The sequence below is a fragment of the Brevundimonas vancanneytii genome, assembly GCF_901421975.1.
Taxonomy (GTDB): Bacteria; Pseudomonadota; Alphaproteobacteria; order Caulobacterales; family Caulobacteraceae; genus Brevundimonas; species Brevundimonas diminuta.
Map to the genome: position 1 here is coordinate 3032905 of NZ_LR588407.1, position 22895 is coordinate 3055799.

Annotated in this window: 23 protein-coding genes and 3 pseudogenes; 11 read left to right on the forward strand and 15 right to left on the reverse strand. The window is 68.0% G+C overall.

Going from position 1 to position 22895, the window contains the following annotated elements; genetic code table 11:
- Positions 1 to 4: 4 nt before the first annotated feature.
- Together FGL25_RS15020 and thpR are read right to left on the reverse strand one after the other, a co-directional pair.
- On the reverse strand, positions 5 to 571 hold the full coding sequence (locus FGL25_RS15020) for a GNAT family N-acetyltransferase (RefSeq protein ID WP_138142147.1): 567 nt from the start codon (positions 569 to 571) through the stop codon (positions 5 to 7).
- Positions 568 to 1107, reverse strand: coding sequence for an RNA 2',3'-cyclic phosphodiesterase (gene thpR / locus FGL25_RS15025; RefSeq protein WP_003166667.1), 540 nt, complete (start codon positions 1105 to 1107; stop codon positions 568 to 570). The genes FGL25_RS15020 and thpR overlap by 4 nt, the downstream gene beginning before the upstream one ends.
- A 126-nt stretch (positions 1108 to 1233) precedes the next feature.
- Between thpR and FGL25_RS15030 the strand changes: the two genes are divergently transcribed.
- On the forward strand, positions 1234 to 1980 hold the full coding sequence (locus FGL25_RS15030; protein ID WP_003166666.1) for a Bax inhibitor-1/YccA family protein: 747 nt from the start codon (positions 1234 to 1236) through the stop codon (positions 1978 to 1980).
- A 137-nt stretch (positions 1981 to 2117) separates the two neighbouring features.
- Here the strand turns inward: FGL25_RS15030 and FGL25_RS15035 are convergent, their stop codons facing one another.
- Positions 2118 to 2459: a DUF2794 domain-containing protein gene (locus FGL25_RS15035; RefSeq protein ID WP_138142148.1), complete on the reverse strand. Its 342-nt coding sequence runs from the start codon at positions 2457 to 2459 to the stop codon at positions 2118 to 2120.
- Between the two features lie 154 nt (positions 2460 to 2613).
- Here FGL25_RS15035 and FGL25_RS15040 point away from each other — a divergent pair, with 154 nt between their 5' ends.
- The 4 genes from FGL25_RS15040 to FGL25_RS15050 all read left to right on the forward strand — a co-directional run bounded on the left by FGL25_RS15040 (position 2614) and on the right by FGL25_RS15050 (position 5012).
- Positions 2614 to 3411, forward strand: a complete 798-nt coding sequence (locus tag FGL25_RS15040) for an enoyl-ACP reductase FabI (RefSeq protein ID WP_162200520.1) — start codon at positions 2614 to 2616, stop codon at positions 3409 to 3411.
- A 154-nt stretch (positions 3412 to 3565) separates the two neighbouring features.
- The gene (locus FGL25_RS17710; protein ID WP_252970211.1) at positions 3566 to 4231 is read left to right on the forward strand and encodes a benzoate/H(+) symporter BenE family transporter; all 666 of its coding nucleotides are present in this window, start codon (positions 3566 to 3568) and stop codon (positions 4229 to 4231) included.
- Positions 4174 to 4737, forward strand: a complete 564-nt coding sequence (locus FGL25_RS17715; RefSeq protein ID WP_252970212.1) for a benzoate/H(+) symporter BenE family transporter — start codon at positions 4174 to 4176, stop codon at positions 4735 to 4737. Before FGL25_RS17710 ends, FGL25_RS17715 begins: the two co-directional genes overlap by 58 nt.
- A gap of 101 nt (positions 4738 to 4838) precedes the next feature.
- Entirely contained in the window at positions 4839 to 5012 is a 174-nt protein-coding gene (locus FGL25_RS15050) for a YegP family protein (RefSeq protein WP_076224443.1), read from the forward strand.
- Between the two features lie 46 nt (positions 5013 to 5058).
- Here FGL25_RS15050 and FGL25_RS15055 read toward each other — a convergent pair whose 3' ends face one another.
- The 4 genes from FGL25_RS15055 to ffh form a co-directional block, all read right to left on the reverse strand.
- Positions 5059 to 5763, reverse strand: a complete 705-nt coding sequence (locus FGL25_RS15055; RefSeq protein ID WP_046653061.1) for a glutathione S-transferase N-terminal domain-containing protein — start codon at positions 5761 to 5763, stop codon at positions 5059 to 5061.
- Positions 5764 to 5831: 68 nt separating this feature from the next.
- Positions 5832 to 6359 (reverse strand): ribosome maturation factor RimM, encoded by a 528-nt coding sequence (gene rimM / locus FGL25_RS15060; protein WP_138142149.1) that lies wholly within the window; start codon positions 6357 to 6359, stop codon positions 5832 to 5834.
- A 110-nt stretch (positions 6360 to 6469) separates the two neighbouring features.
- On the reverse strand, positions 6470 to 6967 hold the full coding sequence (gene rpsP, locus FGL25_RS15065) for a 30S ribosomal protein S16 (RefSeq protein ID WP_138142150.1): 498 nt from the start codon (positions 6965 to 6967) through the stop codon (positions 6470 to 6472).
- Between the two features lie 24 nt (positions 6968 to 6991).
- Complete coding sequence (ffh, locus tag FGL25_RS15070; protein ID WP_138142151.1) at positions 6992 to 8515, reverse strand: signal recognition particle protein; 1524 nt, start codon at positions 8513 to 8515, stop codon at positions 6992 to 6994.
- 317 nt (positions 8516 to 8832) lie between these two features.
- Here ffh and FGL25_RS15075 point away from each other — a divergent pair.
- Positions 8833 to 10599, forward strand: a pseudogene (locus FGL25_RS15075) (phosphoenolpyruvate carboxylase); the annotation flags it as partial.
- Between the two features lie 91 nt (positions 10600 to 10690).
- Complete coding sequence (locus FGL25_RS17720; RefSeq protein ID WP_252970213.1) at positions 10691 to 11539, forward strand: phosphoenolpyruvate carboxylase; 849 nt, start codon at positions 10691 to 10693, stop codon at positions 11537 to 11539.
- On the opposite strand, the pseudogene FGL25_RS15080 reads toward FGL25_RS17720, so the two are convergent.
- The 4 genes and pseudogenes from FGL25_RS15080 to FGL25_RS17735 form a co-directional block, all read right to left on the reverse strand.
- Positions 11540 to 12504, reverse strand: a pseudogene (locus FGL25_RS15080) (magnesium and cobalt transport protein CorA). It lies immediately after the preceding gene.
- Between the two features lie 237 nt (positions 12505 to 12741).
- A complete protein-coding gene (locus FGL25_RS17725) occupies positions 12742 to 13821 on the reverse strand; it encodes a M3 family metallopeptidase (protein ID WP_252970215.1) in 1080 nt (359 codons plus the stop codon).
- Positions 13754 to 14080, reverse strand: a complete 327-nt coding sequence (locus tag FGL25_RS17730) for a hypothetical protein (protein WP_252970216.1) — start codon at positions 14078 to 14080, stop codon at positions 13754 to 13756. Before FGL25_RS17730 ends, FGL25_RS17725 begins: the two co-directional genes overlap by 68 nt.
- Entirely contained in the window at positions 14077 to 14727 is a 651-nt protein-coding gene (locus FGL25_RS17735) for a hypothetical protein (RefSeq protein WP_252970217.1), read from the reverse strand. The genes FGL25_RS17730 and FGL25_RS17735 overlap by 4 nt, the downstream gene beginning before the upstream one ends.
- A 329-nt stretch (positions 14728 to 15056) precedes the next feature.
- Between FGL25_RS17735 and FGL25_RS15090 the strand changes: the two are divergent.
- Positions 15057 to 15923 (forward strand): annotated as a pseudogene (locus tag FGL25_RS15090) (glutamate racemase).
- 11 nt (positions 15924 to 15934) lie between these two features.
- Here the strand turns inward: FGL25_RS15090 and FGL25_RS15095 are convergent.
- Entirely contained in the window at positions 15935 to 16447 is a 513-nt protein-coding gene (locus FGL25_RS15095) for an S-type pyocin family protein (protein WP_354702810.1), read from the reverse strand.
- Positions 16448 to 16580: 133 nt separating this feature from the next.
- Between FGL25_RS15095 and coaBC the strand changes: the two genes are divergently transcribed.
- Genes coaBC through FGL25_RS15110 form a run of 3 tightly spaced genes read left to right on the forward strand, consistent with a single transcriptional unit; the run spans position 16581 to position 18721 of the window.
- Positions 16581 to 17804 carry a bifunctional phosphopantothenoylcysteine decarboxylase/phosphopantothenate--cysteine ligase CoaBC gene (gene coaBC, locus FGL25_RS15100; RefSeq protein WP_138142152.1) on the forward strand — a complete coding sequence of 408 codons (1224 nt, stop codon included), beginning with the start codon at positions 16581 to 16583 and terminating at the stop codon, positions 17802 to 17804.
- A gap of 17 nt (positions 17805 to 17821) precedes the next feature.
- Complete coding sequence (dut, locus tag FGL25_RS15105) at positions 17822 to 18271, forward strand: dUTP diphosphatase (RefSeq protein WP_003166655.1); 450 nt, start codon at positions 17822 to 17824, stop codon at positions 18269 to 18271.
- A gap of 48 nt (positions 18272 to 18319) precedes the next feature.
- Complete coding sequence (locus tag FGL25_RS15110; RefSeq protein ID WP_040347273.1) at positions 18320 to 18721, forward strand: BLUF domain-containing protein; 402 nt, start codon at positions 18320 to 18322, stop codon at positions 18719 to 18721.
- A gap of 76 nt (positions 18722 to 18797) precedes the next feature.
- On the opposite strand, the gene dapB is transcribed toward FGL25_RS15110, so the two are convergent.
- The 3 genes from dapB to dnaK all read right to left on the reverse strand — a co-directional run bounded on the left by dapB (position 18798) and on the right by dnaK (position 22848).
- Positions 18798 to 19547 (reverse strand): 4-hydroxy-tetrahydrodipicolinate reductase, encoded by a 750-nt coding sequence (gene dapB, locus FGL25_RS15115; protein ID WP_138142153.1) that lies wholly within the window; start codon positions 19545 to 19547, stop codon positions 18798 to 18800.
- The gene (gene dnaJ / locus FGL25_RS15120) at positions 19544 to 20749 is read right to left on the reverse strand and encodes a molecular chaperone DnaJ (RefSeq protein WP_046653051.1); all 1206 of its coding nucleotides are present in this window, start codon (positions 20747 to 20749) and stop codon (positions 19544 to 19546) included. Before dnaJ ends, dapB begins: the two co-directional genes overlap by 4 nt.
- Positions 20750 to 20940: 191 nt before the next feature.
- Positions 20941 to 22848, reverse strand: a complete 1908-nt coding sequence (gene dnaK / locus FGL25_RS15125) for a molecular chaperone DnaK (RefSeq protein ID WP_138142154.1) — start codon at positions 22846 to 22848, stop codon at positions 20941 to 20943.
- Positions 22849 to 22895: the final 47 nt, after the last annotated feature.

Here is a 22895-nt window from a genome sequence, read left to right on the forward strand (position 1 = left end):
GTTCCTACCGCAAGCGCTGCCGGTTCACGCGCCACTGCTCGCGCGTCTGGCCCCACAGGTTGACCGCGTGCTCATGGAACGGCGGCGGCATGACGCCCGGCCCGCGATTAATCGAACCCAGCCGCTCGGCCACCTTCTCTGACGCCCGGTTGTCGGGGTCGATGCAGTGGATGACGTCCGGCCAGTCCAGCACGTCGCAGGCGTAGTCCATCGTCGCCGCGGCGGCCTCGATCGCATAGCCCTTGCCCGTGGCGTCGCGGTGCAGGCTCCAGCCCACCTCGCGGCCCGGCCAGCCATAGGGATGCAGCGGCCCGATGCGCCCCATCCACAGGCCGGTCGTCTTCTCGATCAGCGAGAACATGCCCTCGCCGTGCAGCGCCCACATGCCCGCGACCGAAGCGATGGCGCGCCACACCTCATGCCGGGACTGCACCCCGCCGATGAAGCGCGTCGTCTCGGGGTCGCTCATGAAGTCGGCCCAGCGCGGAAAATCCTCCAGCGTCGGCGGACGCAGGAACAGGCGTTCGGTCTCCAGCGTCGGACCGAGAGGGGACGTCGGGCGATCGATCACAACAGATACTCGCGTTCAAGGGTGTAGACGCTGCCGTCCCCGGTCAAAACGCTGGAGTAAAGCCCGAAGCGATCCACCCGGATCGGCGGCGACTTCAGCAGATTGTGCCCGGTGATCCAGGCGCCGATGCGGTCGGGGTTCGCCTGGGGCTTCAGATAGGCCAGGGTGACGTGCGGCCGGTATTCGCGCTTCTCAGGCGGAACGCCCGCCCGCTCGCCCGCCGACCGACAGCGCCCGGCCAGGACGTTCAGCCGCTCGGACCGCTCCAGCCCGGCCCACAGGGTATGGCTGCGGTGGGCGTCGCCGAAGGCGCCGACGCCGTTCAGGGTGATCTCGAACGCCCCGCCGCCCTCGGCCCGCGTCAGTTCCGAGGCCAGATCGTCGGCCGTCCGCTCGGACGCCTCGCCATAGAAGGCCAGGGTGACGTGCAGGGCGTCCAGCGGCCGCCAGCGCGCGCCGGGCAGGCCGGATTGACGCCGCGCCAGGGTCTCGGCGACGTCCTCGGGGATCGGAATGGCGGTGAACAGGCGCAACATGCGACCCTTGGTAGCGGGCGGAACCGGCGGCCGGAAGTCCGGTTTTTCTTGCAAGGATGCGTCTGCATCCCGATATTTCAGCCAAAGGTCGGGACATTCCCGGCCGAATGGGAGACTTCTTTCGCGATGAGCGATTTCAACAACGGCTATGCGCGCCCGCTTCCGCAGTCGGCGGACATGTCCGTCGACGCCGGTCTGCGCGCCTTCATGCTGGGCGTCTACAACAAGCTGGCGATCGGTCTGGTCGTCGCGGGCGCCCTGGCCTACGTCACCGGCAACGTCCCGGCGGTGCAGCAGCTGCTGTTCGCCCGCATGGACGACGGCCGCATCGGCCTGACGATGCTGGGCATGATCGTCCAGTTCTCGCCGCTGGTCATGCTGTTCGGCTCGATGTTCTTCATGAAGAACCCGTCGGCCAAGGGCGTGAACATGCTCTACTGGGCTGTGGTCGCCACCATCGGCGCGGGCCTGGGCGTGCTGTTCCTGCGCTACACCAACGGCTCGCTGGCCTCGACCTTCTTCGTCACCGCCGCCGCCTTCGCGGGTCTGAGCCTGGTCGGCTATACGACCAAGAAGGATCTGACCGGCATGGGCACCTTCCTGATCATGGGCGTGATCGGTCTGGTCATCGCCTCGATCGTGAACATCTTCATGCAGTCGGGCGTGATGTACCTGATCATCTCCGGCGCCGGCGTACTGATCTTCTCGGGCCTGATCGCCTATGACACCCAGCGCCTGAAGATGACCTACTACGCCCTGGGCGGCGACAAGAACGCGATGGGCGTGGCGACGGGCTTCGGCGCGCTGAGCCTGTTCATCAACTTCATCAACCTGTTCCAGTTCCTGCTGGCCTTCATGGGCAGCCGCGAATAGGGGCTTTCCAAGTGCGCTATGGCCGTGACGCGGTCACGGCCGACTTGAGCGCAGGCCTCAAGCAGCCCGAAGGGCGATAGGCCAAGAAAGAATGAGGCCCCGACGGCGACGTCGGGGCCTTTTTCTTTTGTCGCCGCCTACTCCACCACCGTGAACTTGCGGCTGTCGAAGACGCGCAGAACCTGGGCCAGGTCGCGGCCGCGCTTCAGCACATGGCCGCCCTCGCCGATCACGGCCCACTGCCCCTGTTTCAGGCGCAGGGCCGGACGTTTCTCGATCCGATAGAGCGGCGCGTCGCCGTGGCGGCGAAAGACGGCGAACTCGGCGTGGTCCTTCTGGCCGGTCATGGCGTAGTCGCGCCATTCGCCCGCCGCCACCATCCGCCCATAGACCCGCAGCATCTGGTCCAGTTCGCGGCGGTCGAAGAAGACCGGCCCCGCCTCCGGTTGCGCATTCGGACTGTCGACGTCGAAGCTCATGGCTTCAACTTAGGCTGCCTGCGGAGAAACGCCAGCCTCGCGGATTAAGGCCGGCCGAGGCCTGAACGCTTGTCACCCGCCGCGCGCCCGTCCAAAAGGCGGAACAAGTTCTAGATACGGAGACGAACCCATGGCGACGAGCGAAGGCTGGGACATGCCCACCGGAGACCTCATGAAGGGCAAGAAGGGCCTGATCATGGGGGTCGCGAACTCCAGCTCCATCGCCTGGGGCATCGCCTCGCAGCTGGCCGCCCAGGGCGCCGAGCTGGCCTTCACCTACCTGGGCGAGGGTCTTGAGCGCCGCGTGCGCCCGCTGGCCGAAAGCGTCGGCGCCAAGCTGCTGATCCAGGCCGACGTCACCGACGACGCCTCCATGGACGCCGCCTTCGCCGAGCTGGAAAAGGAATTCGGCACGATCGACTTCGTCGTCCACTCGGTGGCCTTCGCCAACAAGGACGAACTGAAGGGCTCCTTCGTCGACAACACCACCCGCGACAGCTTCCTGCTGGCCATGAACATCTCGGCCTTCAGCTTCGTCGACGTGGCCAAGCGTTCGGCCCGGCTGATGCCGAACGGCGGCTCGATGATCACCCTGACCTACCTCGGGTCCGAGCGGGTCATCCCCAACTACAACACCATGGGCGTGGCCAAGGCCGCCCTGGAAGCCGCGACCCGCTACATCGCGCGCGACCTGGGTCCGAAGAACATCCGCGTCAACGCCATCTCGGCGGGCGCCATGCGCACCCTGTCGCTGGCCGGCATCTCGGGCGGGCGCGGCCTGCACTCCAAGTCGGCGCAGTTCTCGCTGATCAAGGAAGAGACCTCGATGGAAGGCGTCGCCGGCGCCGCCCTGTGGCTATGCTCGGACCTGGGCCGCTCGACCACGGGCGAAGTCGTCCACGTCGACGCCGGTTTCCACGCCGTCGGCCTGCCGGACGACATGGAAGGCTGAACCCGACCGGGTTTCGGACAGACAGAGGGCCGCCGGGACACCGGCGGCCCTTTTTGCATCTCCCCCCACTATCCGCTCATCCCGGCGTCCGCCGGATGAGCGGAAAGCCGCATTTCTACTTTCAGGCGTCCGCCCCTCGGCCTAGCTTGAACGCATGAGTGCCCTGCGCCTGCCGCCGCCCGCCAGTTTCTCCGCCGCCGCCGTGGCGACCGTCGTCGGCTTCGGCGGCACGGTCGCCCTGATCGTTCAGGCGGGACAGGCGATGGGCGCGTCGCCCGGCCAGATCATCTCCATGGTCACCGCCCTGTGTCTGGGCATCGGCCTGCCCGGCGCAGTGCTGAGCTGGCGGCTGAAGATGCCGGTGGTCCTCGCCTGGTCGACGCCTGGCGCGGCCCTGCTGGCGGCCTCGACGCTGGGCCTCGGCTGGTCGACGGCCGTGGGCGCCTTCGTCATCGCCGGGCTGATGATGGTGCTGACCGGGCTGGTCCCGACGCTGGGCCGACTGGCGGAGCGAATTCCGGCGGCCATCGCCTCGGCCATGCTGGCGGGTGTGCTGCTGCCCTTCTGTCTCAAGCTGTTTCTGGTGTTTCCGACCGATCTGATGCTGTCGGCGGGGCTTCTGCTGGTCTTTCTGATCATGCGCAGGCTGGCGCCCGCCTGGTCCCTGCCCGCGATTCTGGTCTTCGCCTTCGCGGTTCTGGCCGTGCGCGGTCAGGTCGCCCTGCCCGAGGGACCGGCCTGTTCGGCGCCCTGTCGCCCGTCATGCCCGCCTTCGACTGGAAGGCGGCGGTCAGCCTGGCCCTGCCGCTGTATCTGGTGACGCTGGCCTCGCAGAACCTGCCCGGACTGGTGGTGTTGAGAGCCGCAGGCTACGCCCCGCCCGCCGGAAAGCTGATCTTCTGGGGCGGGCTGACCAGCACCCTGCTGGCGCCGTTCGGCGCGCACGGCGTCAACCTGGCGGCCATCACCGCCGCCATCTGCACCGAGCCGGACGCTCACCCCGACGCCTCCAAACGCTGGACCGTGGGCGTGATCTACGGCCTGTTCTACCTGGTCGTCGCCCTGTTCGCGGCGCCGCTGGCGGGCCTGTTCATCGCCATGCCGACCGGCGCCCTGGCAGTCATCACCGGCCTGGCCCTGATCGCGCCCCTGACCGGATCACTGGGCGCCATGATGGCCGCGGCCAAGGATCGCGAGGCGGCGGTGCTGACCTTCGCCGCCACCGCGTCGGGCGTGGCCCTGTTCGGGGTCGGTTCGGCCTTCTGGGGCTTGGCGGTCGGCTTCCTGGCCTTGGCGGCGCGGCGCTGGATTCCAGCGCGCGGCTGATCGCCTCACGGCCTTTTACATTTCACGCCCTTTACGCCTTGAGCGGGGCCGTGGCAGCTTCCTCGCCTCGGCCGACTGGCGGCCGTCAGAGCGAGGCGATCATGGCGCACAAGTTCGAAGTCTATCAGGACAAGGCCGGCGAGTTCCGCGTCCGGTTCAAATACAACTCGGAAATCATCTTCTCGACCGAAGGCTATTCCGACAAGTCGGGCGCCAAGCGCGCCATCGAGTCGATCAAGAAATACGTCGGCGACGCCCCGACCGAAGAAGTCTGAGACTGCGCGGGGGCGCGGCGCACCGCCCGCCCCCGCAACCTCGCCTTTAAGGCTGCGCCGGGATGCTCAGGCCCCGCTGCACGGCCGGTCGGGCCAGCCCGCGCGCCAGCCAGGCGGCCACGCGCGGGAAGTCCGCATAGCCGACCAGATCGCCCGCGCCATAGTGTTCGATCAGGTTGCGCACCCAGCCCAGGATGGCGATGTCGGCGATGGTGTAGTCGTCGCCCATGATCCACTGGCGGCCCTCCAGACGCCCTTCCAGCACGCCCAGCAGACGCCGCGATTCCGCGACGTAGCGATCGCGCGGCCGCTTGTCCTCGTACTCGCGCCCGGCGAATTTATGGAAGAAGCCGACCTGGCCGAACATCGGGCCGATGGCCGCCATCTGGAAGAAGACCCACTGCAGCGTCTCATAGCGCGCCGCCGGATCGGTCGGCAGGAAGCGCCCCGCCTTCTCCGCCAGATAGACCAGGATGGCGCCGGACTCGAACAGGGCCAGCGGCTTATGCCCCGGACCGTCGGGGTCGATGATGGCGGGGATCTTGCCGTTGGGGTTCAGCGACAGGAACTCAGGCGTCCAGGTCTCGTCCTTGCTGATGTCGACCCGGTGCGCCTCATAGGGCAGGCCCAGCTCTTCCAGCAGGATGGAGACCTTCACCCCGTTCGGCGTCGTCAGGGAATAGAGCTGGAGCCGGTCAGGATGCTGCGGCGGAAACTGGCGGGTGACGGGAAAGGCGGATAGATCGGCCATGAAGCGCTCCGGCTGGTGTGACCCCCTCCATGTTGGAAGCCTGCGCGCAATCCGCAACCGTGTCAGCGTCAGTCTTCGTCGAGATCGCTGACTTCGCTCGGGCGAACGATACGCAGCCAGCCTTCCTTGATGTGCAGTTCAGGCGCCGCCTCGCGCGTGAAGGGCAGATACCAGGTCGGGCCGCCCTCGGCCGGGGCGATCTCCAGCATGTCGTCGGCGCCGAAATTCTGAACCGACTTCACCTTGCCCAGCACCACGTCGGCCGGATCGCGCCCCTCCAGGCCGATCAGGTCGGTCAGGTAGAACTCGTCTTCTTCAGGCTCAGGCAAGGCGTCGCGGGTGACGAACAGCTTCTGGCCGCGCCGGGCGTCGGCCTCTTCCTTCGTCGCGATCTCCTTGACGCGCGCCACCACGCCCGCCTTGTCCGGCCGCGCCGAAAGCAGGGTCAGCACCGGCTTGCCGTCGGCGCCCAGCAGCGGCGAATAGCCGACCAGGGCCATGGCGTCGGCGGTATAGGCGCTGATCCGCACCTCGCCCTTCACCCCGAAGGCGCCGCCGATCTGGCCGACCAGGATCAGTTTGTCTTCGCTGCTCATGGCCGGGCTCCGTTTGCCGATGCGATGGGTCCAGATAGCAGAAAAGCAGCGCCCCGGAAGGACGCTGCTTTCCCGTTTCAACCGGCCGGGGCCGGATGAAGAGATAAGGCTCAGGCCTGCTCTTCGGTCGCCTCGGCGGCGACTTCAGCAGCGGGCGCTTCTTCAGCCGGAGCTTCCTCAGCCGGAGCAGCAGCAGCGGCGGCGGCGGCTTCAGCGGCCTCGGCCTTGGCGGCGGCTTCGGCTTCCAGGCGGTCGGCTTCGCGCTGGGCGCGCTCGGCGGCGCGTTCCTGGGCCTTCTTGCCCGGCTCGCCCTTCTTCGGGTTGTTGCTCTGGGTCCACTTGACCTTGCCGACCAGAACTTCGTCCTGGCTCTGGCTGATGAAGCGGGCCACGCGGTCGGTCGGCTGAGCGCCCTTGGCCAGCCATTCCGAGATGCGGTCAGCCTTCAGGACGATGCGCGGGGTGGCGCTGTCCTTCGGCAGCATCGGGTTATAGCTGCCGACGCGCTCGATGAACTTGCCGTCGCGCGGGCTGTGCGAGTCGGCGATGACGATGTGGTAGTAGGGGCGCTTCTTGGCGCCGCCGCGGGCCAGACGAATCTTCAGCATTTTCAGTCTCTTTCTAGAAAGGCGTTAGTTCTTTTTGGGGAAGCCCGGCAGACCCGGAAGGCCCCCCGGAAGTTGTCCGCCGCCCAGACCCGCCAGGCGGTCCTGAATGGCTTTCATTTCATCGGCCGAGGGTTCCGGCATCTTGCCGCCGCCCAGGGCCTTCAGGCGGTTCATGTCCGGACCGCCGCCGCCCATGCCGGGCAGGCCGCCCATCATGGAGGCCATCTTCTGCAGGTTCTTGCCGCCGCCCTTGGACAACGACTTGACCATGTCGGCCATCTGTCGGTGCTGCTTCAGCAGGCGATTGATGTCCTGAACCTCGACCCCGGCGCCCTTGGCGACACGTTTCTTGCGGCTGGCGTTCAGCAGGTCCGGCTTCTTGCGCTCGGCCTTGGTCATGGAGCTGATGACGGCCAGCTGGCGGTCGATCATCTTGTCCGAGACGTTGTTCTCGGCCATCTGGTTCTTCAGCTTGGCCACGCCGGGCAGCAGGCCCATGATGCCCTGAAGGCCGCCCATCTTCTTCATCTGGTTCAGTTGACCCGCCAGGTCGTCCAGATCGAACTGGCCCTTGGCCAGCTTGCGGGCCATCTTCTCGGCCTTGGCCTGGTCCAGCTCGCCCGCGGCCTTCTCGACCAGGGCGACGATATCCCCCTGACCCAGGATACGGCCGGCGACGCGGCGGGCGTCGAAGACGTCCAGCGCATCGACCTTTTCGCCCGCACCCAGATATTTGATCGGCAGGCCGGTGACGGCGCGCATCGACAGCATGGCGCCGCCGCGCCCGTCGCCGTCGGCGCGGGTCAGCACCAGGCCCGTTAGCGGCAGGCGCTCGTGGAAGGCGCTAGCGGTGCGCACCGCGTCCTGACCCGTCAGGCTGTCGGCCACCAGCAGGGTCTCGATCGGCTTGGCGATCTCGGCGACCTCGGCCACCTCATTCATCAGCCCTTCGTCCAGGGTGATGCGGCCGGCGGTGTCGAGGATCAGGACGTCGAAGCCCTGCAGCTTGGCCGACTGAAGCGCGCGGCGGGTGATCTGGACCGCGCTCTCGCCCGCCACGATGGGCAGAGTCGCGACCTCGATCTGCTGACCGAGCGTAGCCAGTTGCTCCATGGCCGCCGGACGACGCGTGTCCAGCGAGGCCATCATGACCTTCTTCTTGTCGAACTTCGACAGACGCAAGGCCAGCTTGGCCGAGGTCGTCGTCTTGCCCGAGCCCTGCAGACCGGCCATCAGCACGACGGCGGGCGGGGTCGCATTGGTGTTCAGCGGAACCGGCTCTTCGCCGCCCAGCATGTCGACCAGGCCGTCATAGACGATCTTGACCACCTGATCGGCGGGCTTGACCGCGCGGATGACTTCCTCGCCGGTCGCGGCCGTCTTGGCGCGAGCGATGAAGTCCTTGACCACCGGCAGGGCGACGTCGGCCTCGAGCAGGGCGACGCGGACCTCGCGCAGGGCCTCCTCGACATCCTTTTCGGACAGGGCGCCGCGCCCGGTGATCCGGTCGAAGACGCCTGTCAGCCGCTCGTTCAGAGCCTCGAACATTCAAACCCTTTCATGCGCCTGGGCCGTCAGCCTCCATGAGAAACGCCCATAGGCGGGCGACCTCTGCGAACGATCACGTCGACAGAGGCCCTCTCCGGGCTCATCCATCCATGAAAGGATGGGGTCGTCCCGGTGGAGGCGCAGGTTCAATTGCGCCGGAAGTCGCGGCTTATGGCGGAAAAGCAAGGCGATGTCGACTCCGTTTCTCGCGACGAAAGGCGACCACACAAAGGGTTTCTGCGTTGCAGCATGGGCTGGCGCGTTCGGATCCCGCTGATACGGTCCCTGTCCGGCCTCCCCGCTGAGAGACGACCTACATGACCCAATCCCCCGAGTTTCCCCACGACCGCCTCCGCGACGAAGTCCGGCTTCTGGGCGCCTTGCTGGGCGAAGTGATCCGCGACGAGGGCGGCCAGGATCTCTACGACCGTATCGAGGCGGTGCGGCGGGCCTCGGTGGCCTATCACCGCGACCCGGCCTCGGACGACGCTTCGGAGCTGGAGCGGCTGCTGGGCGAGCTGTCGCTGGATCAGGCCATCGGCCTGACGCACGGCTTCGCCGCCTTCTCCCTGCTGGCCAACGTCGCCGAGGATCGCGCAGGCAAGCGCCGCGCCCAGGCCCAGGCCGAGGCGGGCGAACGGGCCGACACCCCCGAAGGCGTGCTCAAGCGTCTGGCCCAGGCGGGCGCCGACAGGAACGCCGTGCGCGACCTGCTGGCCCAGGCCCTGATCTCGCCGGTGCTGACCGCCCACCCGTCCGAAGTGCGGCGCAAGAGCGTCATCGACCGCACCACGGCGGTCGGCGAACTGCTGGACGGCTGCGACCGCGACGGGATCGCCTGCAACGCCGAAACCCTGAAGGCGGCCCTGCGCCGCCAGATCGTCATCCTGTGGGCCACGCGGCTGACCCGCGCCTCGGCCCTGGTGGTGCAGGACGAGATCGACACCGTGGTCGACTGGCTGCAGCGCATCTTTCTTCATGTCGCCCCGGCCCAGCTGGCCGAGTGGCGCCGCCTGCTCGACGCGCCCGACCTGACGCCCTTCGTGCGCATCGGCTCCTGGGTCGGCGGCGATCGCGACGGCAACCCCAATGTCGACGCCGACACCCTGCGCGCCGCCTTCCGCAGCCAGGCCCGTGCGGCGCTGGGCTTCTATCTGGACGAGGTGCACGCCCTGGGCGCCGAACTCAGCCTGTCCATCGACCTGACCCGCGTCACGCCCGAACTGGCCGCCCTGGCGCAAGGGTCGGGCGACGCCTCCATCCAGCGCGCGGACGAACCCTATCGCCGGGCGCTCAGCCAGATCTACGCCCGGCTGTCGGCCGCCCACCCCGCCCTGACCGGCGAGCCGACGCCGCGCCCGGCCCGCTTTGACGCCCCGGCCTATGACGGACCCGACGCCTTCCGCGCCGACCTGAACATCCTGCATGACAGCCTGGTGCGGACCCACGGCGCCGTCTTCGCCGACGACCGGCTGGCGCGGCTGATCACGGCGGCGAACGTGTTCGGCTTCCACATGGCGACGCTGGACCTGCGCCAGAATTCGGACGTGCATCAGCGCGTGGTCGCCGACCTGCTGAAGGTCGCGGGCGTCTGCCCCGACTACGCCGCCCTGGACGAGGCCGAACGGCTGGCCGTGCTGGCGCGCGAACTGGCCAGTCCCCGTCCCCTCTTCTCCCCCTATGCCGACTACGCGGCCGAGACGCTGAAGGAGCGCGCCATCCTTCAGGCCGCCGCCGAGGCCCTTTCGACCTTCGGCCCGCAGGCGATCCGCACCCACATCGTGTCCAAGACCGACGCCGCCTCGGACATGCTGGAGGTCTATCTGCTGCTCAAGGAGGTCGGCCTCTACGACCCGGCCGATCCCGGCGCCTGCCCCATTCAGGCCGCCCCCCTGTTCGAGACCATCGACGACCTGCGCGCCGCCCGCGCCACGCTGGAGCGCGTCCTGGCCGAGCCCTCGGCCCGCGCCGTGGCCGAGGCGCGCGGGGTGCAGGAGGTGATGATCGGCTATTCGGACTCGAACAAGGACGGCTCCTACCTGACCTCGGGGTGGGAGCTGCACGAGGCCTCGCGCGCCCTGCTGGAGGTCACGCGCGCGGCGGGGGTGCGGCTGCAGCTGTTCCACGGCCGGGGCGGCGCTGTCGGGGCGCGGCGGCGGCTCCGCCTTCTCAGCGGTGCTGGGCCAGCCCGCCGGCACCGTCGCGGGCCGCATCCGCGTCACCGAACAGGGCGAGGTCATCGCCAACAAATACGGCGAGCCGGAAGTGGCCCAACGCAACCTCGACGCCCTGACCTGCGGAACCCTGCTGGCCTCGCTGGGGCCGCAGTCCGACGCGGGCTACAGCGCCGAGCACGGGGCCGCGGCCGCGCGCCTGTCGGCCGCCTCGATGAAGGCCTATCGGGCCCTCGTCTATGAGACGCCGGGCTTCGTCGACTATTTCCGCGCCGCCACCCCCATCGCCGAGATCGCCGACCTGAAGATCGGCTCGCGCCCGGCCAGCCGCACCGCCTCCCCTGCCATCGAGGACCTGCGCGCCATTCCCTGGGTGTTCAGTTGGTCGCAGTCGCGGGTCATGCTGCCCGGCTGGTTCGGCTTCGGCTCGGCGGTTCAGGGCGAAGACCCAGCCGAACTGCGCGCCATGGCCGAGGCCTGGCCCTTCTTCCGCACCGTGGTCCAGAACATGGAGATGGTGATGGCCAAGGCCGACATGGCCATCGCGCGCCGCTACGCCGGGCTGGTCCCCGACGCCGCCCTGGCCGAGCGCATCTATGACGCCATCCGCGCCGAATGGGACCGCACCGTCGCGGCCGTCCTATCGATCACCGGCCAACAGACTCTATTGGGCGGCCAGCCCGAACTGAACCGGCTGATCCGCCAGCGGATGCCCTATGTCGAGCCGCTGAACCATGTGCAGATCGAGCTGATCCGTCGTCGCCGCGCAGGCGACGACGACCCGCGCGTCAGCAACGGCATCCTGCTCGCCATCAACGGCGTGGCGGCGGGTCTCAGGAACAGCGGCTGATCACAGCCACCGGGTCCGCTTGAAGGTGACGTAAAGGCCGATGCAGATGGCGACGATCAAGGCCAGCACCGCCGGATAGCCATAAGTCCAGCGCAGCTCGGGCATATGCTCGAAATTCATGCCGTAGATGCCCGCCACCGCCGTCGGCGTCGCCAGGATGGCGGCCCAGGCGGCCAGCTTGCGGGTGATGACGCCCTGGCGTTGCTGCTCCAGCAGGTTGGACACCTCGAACACCGAGGCCAGGATGTCGCGCAGGCCCGCCGCGCGGCTGGCGACGCGACGCACATGGTCGGCCACGTCGCGGAAGTAGGGCCGCACCTCGCGGTCGATGCAGGGCAGGTCCAGCGACTGCAACTTGACGCAGAGCTCCTCCATCGGCCCCAGCACCCGGCTGAACTTCACCAGTTCGCGACGCAACTGGAACAGGCGGGTGATGTCGTCGCGCGACAGGAAGCTGTCCAGCGCGACCTGCTCCATCTCCAGCACCTTGTCCTCGATGGCGTCGATGATGGGGATGTAGCCGTCGACGATGAAGTCCAGCACCCCGTGCAGGATGAAGTCCGGCCCGTGGCTCAACTGGTGCGGCGAGGCCTCCAGTTGGGCGCGCAACTGGGTGTGCGCCCGCGCCGATCCATGGCGGATGGTGATGACGTAGTTGGGGCCGAGGAAGACGTGGGTCTCGCCATACAGGATCCGGTCGCCCTTGGCCTGGGCCGTGCGGGCGACGATGAAGAGTTCGGAGCCGTAGACCTCCAGCTTGGGGATCTGATGCGCCGACAAGGCGTCCTCGACCGCCAGGGGGTGCAGGTGGAAACGGCGCACCAGGACGTCGAACTCTTCATCCGACGGCTCGTGCAGGCCGATCCAGAGGTACTCCCCCTGGCCAGGCTCAGCCCCTGAGGCGTCAGCGGCGCTTCGCGCACCCGCTTGCCGTCCTTGTAGACGTAGGAGGCGACGACGCTCATGGGCGCTCCTTCTTTGCTGTGCCGCGATCAGAAGGCTCCGCCCTCTCGACCCGACGCAGCCCGTGACACAGCCAAGGCTTACGCCACCCCGGCCCGAAATAGAAAAGGCCCGGCGGATTTCTCCGCCAGGCCCCCTCTTTGGTTGGGCCGCGGTCAGAAGGCTTTCGCCTTCTCGACCCGACGCGGCCCGAGGCGCCTAACGGGCCTCAAGTAGCCCGAAGGGCGGTAGGCCCCCTCTTAAGAAGTCGGGAAGCCGCGCACCTTCAGCAGGGCCGCCACGTCCGGGTTGCGGCCGCGGAACTGGCGATAGGCGTCGCCGCGATCCGTGGTATTGCCCGGCGCCAGGATGATCGACTTGAAGCGGCCGCCGATGTCCGGATTGAAGACGTCGCCCGACTCCTCGAAGTAGGCCCAGGTGTCGGCGTCCATCACTTCCGACCACAGGTAGGAGTAGTAGCCGGCCGAATAGGCGTCCGAGGTGAACAGGTGATTGAACTGCGGCAGGCGGTGCCGCATCACGATCTCCTTGGGCATGCCCAGACGGCCCAGCGAGGCTTTTTCGAAGGCGTCGATGTCGGCCGGCGGCGTCGCCTGGGTGTGCAGGTCCATGTCGACCAGGGCCGAGGACAGGTAGCTGACCGTGGCGTAGCCCTGGTTGAAGGTCGAGGAGGCCTCGATCTTGTCCACCAGCGCCTGCGGCATCGGCTGCTTGGTCTCGACGTGCTTCATGTAGCCGTCGAGGATAGGGCGGCTCAGCACCCAGTGCTCGTGCACCTGCGACGGATATTCCACGAAGTCGCGCGGCGTGTTGCCGAACGACGGATAGGTCACCACCGACGAGAAGTAGTGCAGGGCGTGGCCGAACTCGTGGAACAGGGTTTCGGCGTCGTCCAGCGAGATCAGCAGCGGCTGACCGTCCGGCGCCTTGACGAAGTTGTTGTTGTTCGAGGCTAGGATCGGCTTCGAACCCGTCAGCTTCGAGAACGAGCGATAGGTCGTCATCCAGGCGCCCGAACGCTTGCCCGGACGGGCGAAGTCGTCGGCGTAGAACAGGCCGATCAGCTTGCCGGTGGCCTTGTCCGTGACCTCATAGGTGGTCACGTCCGGCTCGAAGGTCGAGACCTGGCCCTTGGGCAGTTGCTTGAAGACGAAGCCGTACAGGCGCTCGGCCATGTAGAAGGAGGCCGCGCGCACGGCGTGCAGCTCGAAGTAGGGCTTCAGCTCGTTCTGATCGAGGTCGTACTTCGCCTTACGCACCTTCTCGGCGTAGTAGAGGTAGTCCCACGGCTCGATGTCGTGACCGGCGATCGCCTTCATGTCGGCCGACTTCCTCGGCGACGCGGGCCTTGGCCGGGGCCCAGACGCGCTGCATCAGGTCCATCGCCGCGGCCGGGGTCTTGGCCATGGTGTCCTGCATGCGCCATTCGGCGTGGTTGCCGAAGCCTAGCAGGGCGGGCGCGCTGCTGACGGCAGGGCGACGATGCGGGGCGATGGTCGACTTGGTGTCGTTGGCGTCGCCGTTGTCCGCCGCGCTTGGCGAACTTGGTCCACACCTGCTGACGCAGGGCGCGGTCATCGGCGAAGGTCAGGAAGGGATCGACGCTGGAGCGGGTGTTGACGATGACCCAGCCCTGAACGTTGCGCGTGCGCGCCGCAGCCGCGGCGGCGGCCTTGTTCGATTCCCGGCAAGCCCTTCAGACCGGCCTCATCAGTGATGACGGTCCAGGTGTTCTCGTCGGCGACCACCTTCTGACCGAAGCTGGTGAAGGCATTCGACAGGTCGGTGTTGATGCGGCCCAGCTCGGCCTTGCCGGCGGCGTCCAGAGCGGCGCCGTTGCGCACGAAGGCGTCGCGGCTGCGCTCGGCCAGACGCTTCTGTTGGGCGTTCAGGCCCGCCGCGTCGGCGCCGTCGGCCACGGCCTTGATGCGGGCGAACAGCTTCTCGTTGAAGGTGATCTCGTCCGAGGCGGCCGACAGGATCGGCGACAGCTCGGTCTCCAGAACGTCCCACTGCTCGCCGCCGATGTTCGACGTCATGACGCTGAACACGTTCAGGGCGCGGTCCAGCGGCTCGCCGGCCATCTCCATCGCCGCCATGGTGTTGGCGAAGGTCGGGGCTTCGGCGTTGTTCGCGATCGCGGCGATGTCGGCGCGTTGCAGTTCGATGCCTTCCAGGATGGCTTCGCGCATCTTGGGCGCCGTCACCTTGTCCCACGGCGGCACGCCCTCATACGGACCGGTCCAGGGCTGCAGCAGCTCGGCGCGCGGCGCGGTCGCCGGCAGGACGGCGCGGGCGATGCGGGCCTCATCGGCGGTCGTCAGGGCGGCCGACGGCGCCGCTCACGGCGTTCTCCACGGCCCCGGCCGAGGCGCAGCCCGACAGGGCGAAGAGGCTCGCGCCCCCGATGAGAAGATGGCGGTCTGTGCATCCAGGTCTCCCAACCATTGCTGTTTCGGACGTCCTTCGGCCGCAAGGGCTTTTGGCGTCGCATAAATCCGGTTTAGTCCTAACTATTGGACGGCGAAACCCCCGCGAGGCTAAAGGCCGCTGCATGGCGATAGGCGTTTTCGACTCCGGCGTGGGGGGCCTGACGGTCCACCGCCGAACTCACGACCCGCTTTCCGACGCGGGACTTCATCTATCTGGGCGACCAGGCCCACGCCCCCTATGGCGGGCGCGGCGGCGAGGACATCGTCGAACTGACCCGCGCGGGGTGCGAACGCCTGTTCGAGGCCGGCGCCTCGGTGGTGATCCTGGCCTGCAACACCGCCTCGGCCATCGCCCTTCGCCGCCTGCAGCAGACCTGGATTCCGGGGATGCGCGAAAAAGCTGGGCCGCCCGGTCAACGTCCTGGGCATCATCGTCCCGACCATCGAGGCGGCCACCGGCCTGCCCTGGTCGTTCGAGGCCGAGCGCGAAAGCCGCCTAGAGGGCGAGAAGAAGCAGGCGATCGACATCACCGGCGTCTTTTGCACCGCCGCCACGGCCATGAGCCGCGTCTATGAGATCGAGATCGACAAGCGGCGCGACGACCTGGCCGTCTTCACCGAGGCCTGCCCCGGCCTGGCCGGTCTGATCGAGCTGGGCGCCCCGCCCGAGGAGCTGAAGGTGGTGGTCGACGACCACGTCGACGCCCTGCGCCGCCGCATCGGCCGCCATCCCGGACAAGGCCATCCTGGGCTGCACCCACTATGAGATCGTGGCCGACCTGTTCGCCCAGGCCCTGCCGCCCGGCGTCCAGGTCATCAGCCAGCCCGCCGCCGTGGCCGACTCTCTGGAGCGCTATTTCGACCGCCACCCGGAATACGATCTGGGCGCGTCGGCGCGCCGCGACTTCTTGACCACGGGCACGCCCGGCCCGCAGTCGGATCTGGTCGCCCAGTTCTGGGGCGCGCCCCTGACGTTCGATCCGGCCTAGGCCGACGCCCCCTACTCGGCGGAGCCTGACGCGTTGCGGCGCTGGCCGAAGGTCGGCGCCCGCTCCTTCTGCTGCGCCCAATAGGCGGGGCCGTCGTCGGGCTTGAACATGGTGCGCGGGACGCCGTTGCGGTCCACGACGGCGAAGGTGTTGGTCGAGGCCTGAATAGAACAGGGTGTCGCCATTCGGCCGCTTGACCGTCTCGGTTCCCCTTGGCGCATCTCGGTGAAGGCCCGCACCTTCTGAAGATAGTCATCGGCCGACTTGGCGCCGAAATCCGCGCCGTTGCGCGCATAGAGCCTCTGCACCTTGGCGTCGGCGGTCTCGCGCCGATTGGCGGTGACGGGCGGCTTGGCCGCTTCGACCGCAGCCGTCTCGACCGCAGCATCCGGCGCCCCCGCCGAAGTCAGGCCGACCGGCTCGGCCGCGCTTCTCTCGCGCGTCTCCACCGCCGAACCGCCGTTGTCGCACCCGGCCAGCACCAGCACCGTCGCGGCCAGCGCCGCCGTCACCCGCATCCGCATGGAAACCCCTCCCGACATTCCGTCGAACACAGTTAGGCACAAGATTTTTGTTCCGACAATGTTCCATTTACACCCGCACCAACCAGACCGCTTTGTCTCGACGCCGTCACGCGACGCGGCTACAGATTTCCGCATGACCGCACCCTCGCTTTCCGGCCGCAAGGTTCTGCTGATCGTCGGCGGCGGCATCGCCGCCTATAAGGCGCTGGAGCTGATCCGCCTGCTCAAGAAGGCGGACGCCGAGGTCATGACCGTCCTGACCAAGGCCGGGGCCGAGTTCGTCACCCCCATGTCGCTGGCGGCCCTGACCGGCCATCCGGTGCGGCAAGCTCTGTTCATGCCGGAAGACGAGACGGCCATGGGCCATATCGAGCTGTCGCGCTGGGCCGATCTGGTGGTGGTGGCGCCCGCCACGGCCGGGCTGATCGCCAAGGCGGCCAACGGCATGGCCGACGACCTGGCCTCGACCACGCTTCTGGCCACGGACAAGAAGGTGCTGCTGGCCCCGGCCATGAACGTGCGCATGTGGCTGCACCCGGCGGTTCAGGCCAATGTCGCGCGGCTGAAAGGCTTCGACGGCTTTCACGGCATGGCCGTGGTCGGGCCGGACGACGGCGTCATGGCCTGCGGCGAGTTCGGGCCGGGCCGCATGGCCGAGCCGCCGGTCATCTTCGACGCGATCGCCCGCCTGCTGGCCGGACCGGACGGCCGCCCGCTGGCCGGCAAGACCGCCGTCGTCACCGCCGGACCGACCTTTGAACCCATCGATCCTGTGCGCGGCCTGACCAACCGCTCCAGCGGCAAGCAGGGCTACGCCGTCGCCGCCGCCCTGGCCGAGCTGGGGGCGCAGGTGACGCTGATCTCCGGTCCCGTGGCGCTGGATGCGCCCGTCGGCGTCAACCGCGTCTGGGTCGAGGCCGCGACAGAGATGAAGGCCGCCGTCGAAGCGGCTCTTCCCGCCGACATCGCCGTGATGAGCGCCGCCGTGGCCGACTGGCGCGTGGACGGCGTCGCCTCGGGCAAGATCAAGAAAAAGCCCGGCGGTCCGCCGTCCCTGGCCCTGATCGAGAACCCCGACATCCTGGCGGGCGTCTCCGCCCCTGGTCCGCGCCGTCCGAAACTGGTGGTCGGCTTCGCCGCCGAGACCAGCGACCTGGAGGCCAACGCCCGCGCCAAGCTGTCGCGCAAGGGGTGCGATTGGATCGTCGGCAACGACGTGTCCGACGAGGTCTTCGGCTCGGACGGCAACGCCGTGACCCTGTTCACCCAGAATGGCGCCGAACCCTGGCCGCGCCAGTCCAAGACCGAGGTGGCGCGCAAGCTGGCCCTGCGCATCGCCGATCACTTCAAGGCCTGAGAGAGACCCTCCCTGACATGACCGTCATCCGCGTCGAACGCCTGCCCCACGCCGAGGGCCTGGCCCTGCCCGCCTATGAGACCCCCGGTTCGGCCGGCATGGATCTGCGCGCCGCCCTCGGCGAGGGCGAGACCGTGGTGCTGGAGCCGGGTCAACGCAAGCTGATCCCCACCGGCCTGAAGATCGCGCTGGAGCCCGGCTATGAGGCCCAGGTGCGCCCGCGCTCGGGCCTGGCGCTGAAGCACGGAATCTCGGCGCCCAATTCGCCCGGCACCATCGACAGCGACTATCGCGGCGAGGTCGGGGTCATCCTGATCAACCTCGGCGAGCTGCCGTTCGAGATCAAGCGCGGCGACCGCATCGCCCAGATGGTCATCGCCCGATACGAACAGGCGCAAATGATCGAGGTCGAGGCGGTGGACGAGACCGCACGCGGAGCCGGCGGCTTCGGCTCAACCGGACGTTGACCGCGACTTTGCTTTCACACCCGTAGATAATGGTCTAGCGTGGTCGCCATGAACACGCTGGACCAGCTCGTCTATTGCAGCCGCTCGCGACTGGCCCCAGAGGAGGAGGCGTCGGCGATGACGGACATCGTCCATATCGCCGCCTTCCTGAACGCTCAGAACAGCATCACCGGCGCGCTGACCCTACAGGACGGCGTGTTCGTGCAGGTTCTCGAAGGAACGCCGACAGCTCTGGATATTCTGATGCTCCATCTGCATTTCGATGAGCGGCATGAAGAAATCGAGGTCGTCGCTCGTGGCCAGATCGAGCGCCGCGCCTTCCCGGCTTGGGGCATGACGGCGCCGGCGCGTGGCCGGTGCGAGGCGCTCCGCCGCTTGATCGACAGCCGCTCCAACGATCTGGGCGCCTGGCGCGCGGCCATGGGCGCCCTTCTGGCCGAACCCGCCTGACCGGAAGGACGTTGCGCTCAAGCAGCGAGCCGCCGCGCGGCGAGCGATAGCGCAGGCGCGCGCCAGCGCCCCTGCATCAAGCCTGACGGAAACCCAACACGTCCTGCATGTCGTAGAGACCGGGGCGACGGTTGCGCACCCAGGCGGCGGCGGCCACGGCGCCCTTGGCGAACAGGCTGCGGTCCATGGCCGAGTGCGACAGGGTCAGCATCTCGTCTTCCGACGCGAACATGACCGTATGGTCGCCGATCACCCCGCCCGCCCGCAGGGAGGCGAAGCCGATCTTGCCCGTTTCGCGCGGGCCGGTGATGCCGTCGTAAGGGGCCCTGCGCAGTTCCTTCAGGTCGCGGCCACGGCCGTTGGCCGCCGCCTCGCCCAGCATCAGGGCCGTGCCCGAGGGGGCGTCGACCTTGCGTCTGTGATGGGTCTCCAGCACCTCAATGTCCCAGTCGCGCGCATCCAGCCGCAGGGCCGCGTGCTCGACCAGGCCGATCAGGATGTTCACGCCCAGGGAGAAGTTGCCGCTCATGACGATGGCGATCTTGTCGGCGGCGGCCTCGATCTCGGCCTCCTGCTCGGGCGTCAGGCCGGTCGAGCCGACGACCAGCGCCGGTCCGCCCGCCGCAGCGCAAGCCTTGGCCAGGGCGACCGAAGCCTCGGGCGTCGAGAAGTCGATGATGACGTCGCACAGCTTCAGATCGACCGTCTCGCCGCGATCGAAACGGGCGGCCACCACCACGTCCTCGCGGGCGTCCAGAACCTGTGAAACGGCGCGGCCCATGCGGCCCCGGGCGCCGGAGATGCCGGCGTGGAAGATGTCGCTCACGCGGTCTCTTTCGGATTATCGGCGTCGCCGCCCAGGATGTCGGCCCAGAAACGCTTGGCCTTGCCCGCGAAACTGGTGTTGCGGGGCGTCTGGGTTTCGCCCAGGGAGGCGGCCAGTTCGGACAACAGCTCCTTCTGACGCGCGGTCAGATCGGTCGGCGTCTCCACGAACAGCTCGACCACCAGATCGCCGCGCCCGCGCCCGTTCAGGTGCGGCATCCCCTTGCCCTTGATGCGGACGGTCTTGCCGGTCTGGGCGCCCGCAGGCACCTCGACCGCCGCCTTGCACTTGCCGTCGCAGGCGTCGGAAACAAGACAGGGGGCGTCGACGATGCCGCCCAGGGCCGCCACCGTCATCGGCACCGGCACCGTGACCAGCAGGTCCAGGTTGTCGCGCTCGAACAGTTCATGCGGCAGCACCGACAGGAAGACATAGAGGTCGCCGCGCGGCCCGCCGCGCTGGCCGGCCTCGCCCTCGCCCGACAGGCGGATGCGCGAGCCGTCATCCACGCCCGCCGGCACCTTGAGGCTGAGCTTGCGGGTCTTGCGGACCTGGCCGTGGCCCCGGCAGGTGGTGCAGGGGTCGGCGATCATCTCGCCCGAACCGCCGCAGCGGGGGCAGGTGCGCTCGACCTGGAAGAAGCCGTTGGCCTGGCGCACGCGCCCGGCGCCGCCGCAGGTGTTGCAGATGGTCGGCTTGGTGCCCGCCTTGGCCCCCGAGCCGTCGCAGACCTCGCAGGTCATCAGGGTCGGGATGGCGATCTCGACCTCGGCGCCCTTATAGGCCTGCTCCAGGGTGATCTCGAGGTCGTAGCGCAGGTCCGAGCCGCGACGCGGCCCGTGGTTCTGGCGTCCGCCGCCGCCCCGGCCGCCGAACGCGTCCCCGAAAGCGTCGCCGAAGACCTGGGAGAAGATGTCATTGATGTCGTGGAAGCCCTGGCCGCCTTGGCCGAAGGGATTGCCCCCGCCCGCGCCGCCGCCCACGCCCGCATGGCCGAAACGGTCATAGGCCGCGCGCTTCTGCTCGTCCGACAGGACGGTGTAGGCCTCGGAGATTTCCTTGAAGCGGGCCACGGACTCTTCGGAGCCGCCGTTGCGGTCGGGGTGGTGCTCCATCGCCAGCTTGCGATAGGCGCTCTTGAGCACGGCCGCATCGACCGTCCGCTCGACCCCCAGAATCTCGTAATAGTCACGTTGCGCCATCAGGCGTTCGTCCTCTTACTTTCCCGCCGCGCCAGGGTTCTGTTCGGCCTCTCTTGATCTGGAGGCGCTCCGTTCGCGGATGACCGACGGCCTGCCTGATGACATGGGCGCCCGGTCGAATGATGCAAGTTTCATGAAACGGCCCCGCCTGCCGTCTGGCAAGCGGGGCCGAACATCAGCGGGGCGCCGGGTTAGGCGTCCTTCTTCTCGTCCGTGTCCGAGACTTCCTCGAACTCGGCGTCGACCACGCCGTCGTCGGCGGGCTGGCCTTCAGCGGCGCCGTCGGCCCCGCCCTGCTGGGCGGCGTACATGGCCTCGCCCAGCTTCATCGAGGCCTGAGCCAGGGCGTTGGTCTTCTCGCGGATGACCTCGGGGTCCGTGCCGTCCTTGGCCGACTTCAGATCGTCCAGAGCCGACTGAATGGTCGCCTTGGTCGCGTCGTCGATCTTGTCGCCGTGCTCGGCCAGAGCCTTCTCGGTCGAGTGGACCAGGCTGTCGGCGCCGTTCTGGGCCTCGACCAGCTCCTTGCGGGCCTTGTCGGCCGCGGCGTTGGCTTCGGCTTCCTTGACCATGTTCTCGATGTCGGCGTCCGACAGGCCGCCGTTGGCCTGGATGCGGATCGACTGCTCCTTGTTCGTCGCCTTATCCTTGGCCGTCACGTGGACGATGCCGTTGGCGTCGATGTCGAAGGCGACCTCGATCTGCGGCATGCCGCGCGGCGCGGGCGGAATGCCCATCAGGTCGAACTGACCCAGCACCTTGTTGTCGGCGGCCATCGGGCGCTCGCCCTGGAAGACGCGGATCGTCACGGCCGACTGATTGTCGTCAGCGGTCGAGAAGACCTGGGCCTTCTTGGTCGGGATCGTCGTGTTGCGCTCGATCAGGGGCGTGAACACGCCGCCCAGGGTCTCGATGCCCAGGGTCAGCGGAGTCACGTCCAGCAGCAGCACGTCCTTGACGTCGCCTTGCAGCACGCCCGCCTGAACGGCGGCGCCCAGGGCCACGACCTCGTCGGGGTTCACGCCCTTGTGCGGCTCCTTGCCGAAGAATTTCTTCACGGCTTCCTGAACCATCGGCATGCGGGTCATGCCGCCGACCAGCACCACTTCATCGATGTCCGAGGCCTTCAGGCCCGCGTCCTTCAGCGCCTTGGCGCAGGGCTCGATGGTGCGCTGAACCAGGTCGTCGACCAGGGCTTCCAGCTTGGCGCGCGACAGCTTGATGTTCAGGTGCAGCGGGCCCGAGGCGTTCATGGTGATGAACGGCAGGTTGACCTCGTACTGGGTCGTCGAGGACAGCTCCTTCTTGGCCTTTTCGGCCTCTTCCTTCAGGCGCTGCAGGGCCAGCTTGTCCTGGCGCAGGTCGACGCCCTGCTCCTTCTTGAACTCGTCAGCCAGGTAGTCGACCAGACGCAGGTCGAAGTCCTCGCCGCCCAGGAAGGTGTCCCCGTTGGTCGACTTCACCTCGAACACGCCGTCGCCGATCTCCAGGATCGAGACGTCGAAGGTGCCGCCGCCCAGGTCGTAGACGGCGATCTTCTGACCGTCGTTCTTCTCCAGGCCATAGGCCAGGGCGGCCGCGGTCGGCTCGTTGATGATGCGCAGGACTTCCAGACCGGCGATCTTGCCGGCGTCCTTGGTCGCCTGACGCTGGGCGTCGTTGAAGTAGGCCGGAACGGTGATGACGGCTTGGGTGACCTTCTCGCCCAGATAGGCCTCTGCGGCCTCCTTCATCTTGCCCAGGGTGAAGGCCGAGACCTGCTGGGGCGAATAGTCCTTGCCGTGCGCCTGGACCCAGGCGTCGCCGTTCGGGCCCTTGACGATCTCGAAGGGCACCATGCCCTTGTCCTTGGCCACCACCGGATCGTCATAGTTGCGGCCGATCAGGCGCTTGATGGCGAAGAAGGTGTTGGCGGGGTTGGTCACCGCCTGACGGCGCGCAGGCTGGCCGACGAGGATTTCGCCGCCGTCCTGGATCGCGACCACCGACGGGGTGGTGCGGGCGCCTTCGGCGTTTTCGATGACCTTGGGGTTCTTGCCGTCCATGACGGCGACGCACGAGTTGGTCGTGCCGAGGTCGATGCCGATGATCTTGGCCATGGGCTTGTCTTTTTCACTCCTTGCGGCGGGCGATGCGGCGGCCTCGT

Coding starts and splice junctions, on each gene's coding strand:
- FGL25_RS15110 (WP_040347273.1), top strand. CDS start 18,320: ATGAACACGCTGGACCAGCTCGTCTATTGCAGCCGCTCGCGACTGGCC.
- FGL25_RS15030 (WP_003166666.1), top strand. CDS start 1,234: ATGAGCGATTTCAACAACGGCTATGCGCGCCCGCTTCCGCAGTCGGCG.
- FGL25_RS15035 (WP_138142148.1), bottom strand. CDS start 2,459: ATGAGCTTCGACGTCGACAGTCCGAATGCGCAACCGGAGGCGGGGCCG.
- FGL25_RS15055 (WP_046653061.1), bottom strand. CDS start 5,763: ATGGCCGATCTATCCGCCTTTCCCGTCACCCGCCAGTTTCCGCCGCAG.
- dut (WP_003166655.1), top strand. CDS start 17,822: ATGACCGTCATCCGCGTCGAACGCCTGCCCCACGCCGAGGGCCTGGCC.
- FGL25_RS15040 (WP_162200520.1), top strand. CDS start 2,614: ATGCCCACCGGAGACCTCATGAAGGGCAAGAAGGGCCTGATCATGGGG.
- rpsP (WP_138142150.1), bottom strand. CDS start 6,967: ATGCTGAAGATTCGTCTGGCCCGCGGCGGCGCCAAGAAGCGCCCCTAC.
- FGL25_RS15095 (WP_354702810.1), bottom strand. CDS start 16,447: ATGCGGATGCGGGTGACGGCGGCGCTGGCCGCGACGGTGCTGGTGCTG.
- coaBC (WP_138142152.1), top strand. CDS start 16,581: ATGACCGCACCCTCGCTTTCCGGCCGCAAGGTTCTGCTGATCGTCGGC.
- dnaK (WP_138142154.1), bottom strand. CDS start 22,848: ATGGCCAAGATCATCGGCATCGACCTCGGCACGACCAACTCGTGCGTC.
- FGL25_RS17730 (WP_252970216.1), bottom strand. CDS start 14,080: ATGACCGCGCCCTGCGTCAGCAGGTGTGGACCAAGTTCGCCAAGCGCG.
- rimM (WP_138142149.1), bottom strand. CDS start 6,359: ATGAGCAGCGAAGACAAACTGATCCTGGTCGGCCAGATCGGCGGCGCC.
- thpR (WP_003166667.1), bottom strand. CDS start 1,107: ATGTTGCGCCTGTTCACCGCCATTCCGATCCCCGAGGACGTCGCCGAG.
- dnaJ (WP_046653051.1), bottom strand. CDS start 20,749: ATGGCGCAACGTGACTATTACGAGATTCTGGGGGTCGAGCGGACGGTC.
- FGL25_RS17725 (WP_252970215.1), bottom strand. CDS start 13,821: ATGAAGGCGATCGCCGGTCACGACATCGAGCCGTGGGACTACCTCTAC.
- FGL25_RS15050 (WP_076224443.1), top strand. CDS start 4,839: ATGGCGCACAAGTTCGAAGTCTATCAGGACAAGGCCGGCGAGTTCCGC.
- FGL25_RS17715 (WP_252970212.1), top strand. CDS start 4,174: ATGCCCGCCTTCGACTGGAAGGCGGCGGTCAGCCTGGCCCTGCCGCTG.
- ffh (WP_138142151.1), bottom strand. CDS start 8,515: ATGTTCGAGGCTCTGAACGAGCGGCTGACAGGCGTCTTCGACCGGATC.
- FGL25_RS17710 (WP_252970211.1), top strand. CDS start 3,566: ATGAGTGCCCTGCGCCTGCCGCCGCCCGCCAGTTTCTCCGCCGCCGCC.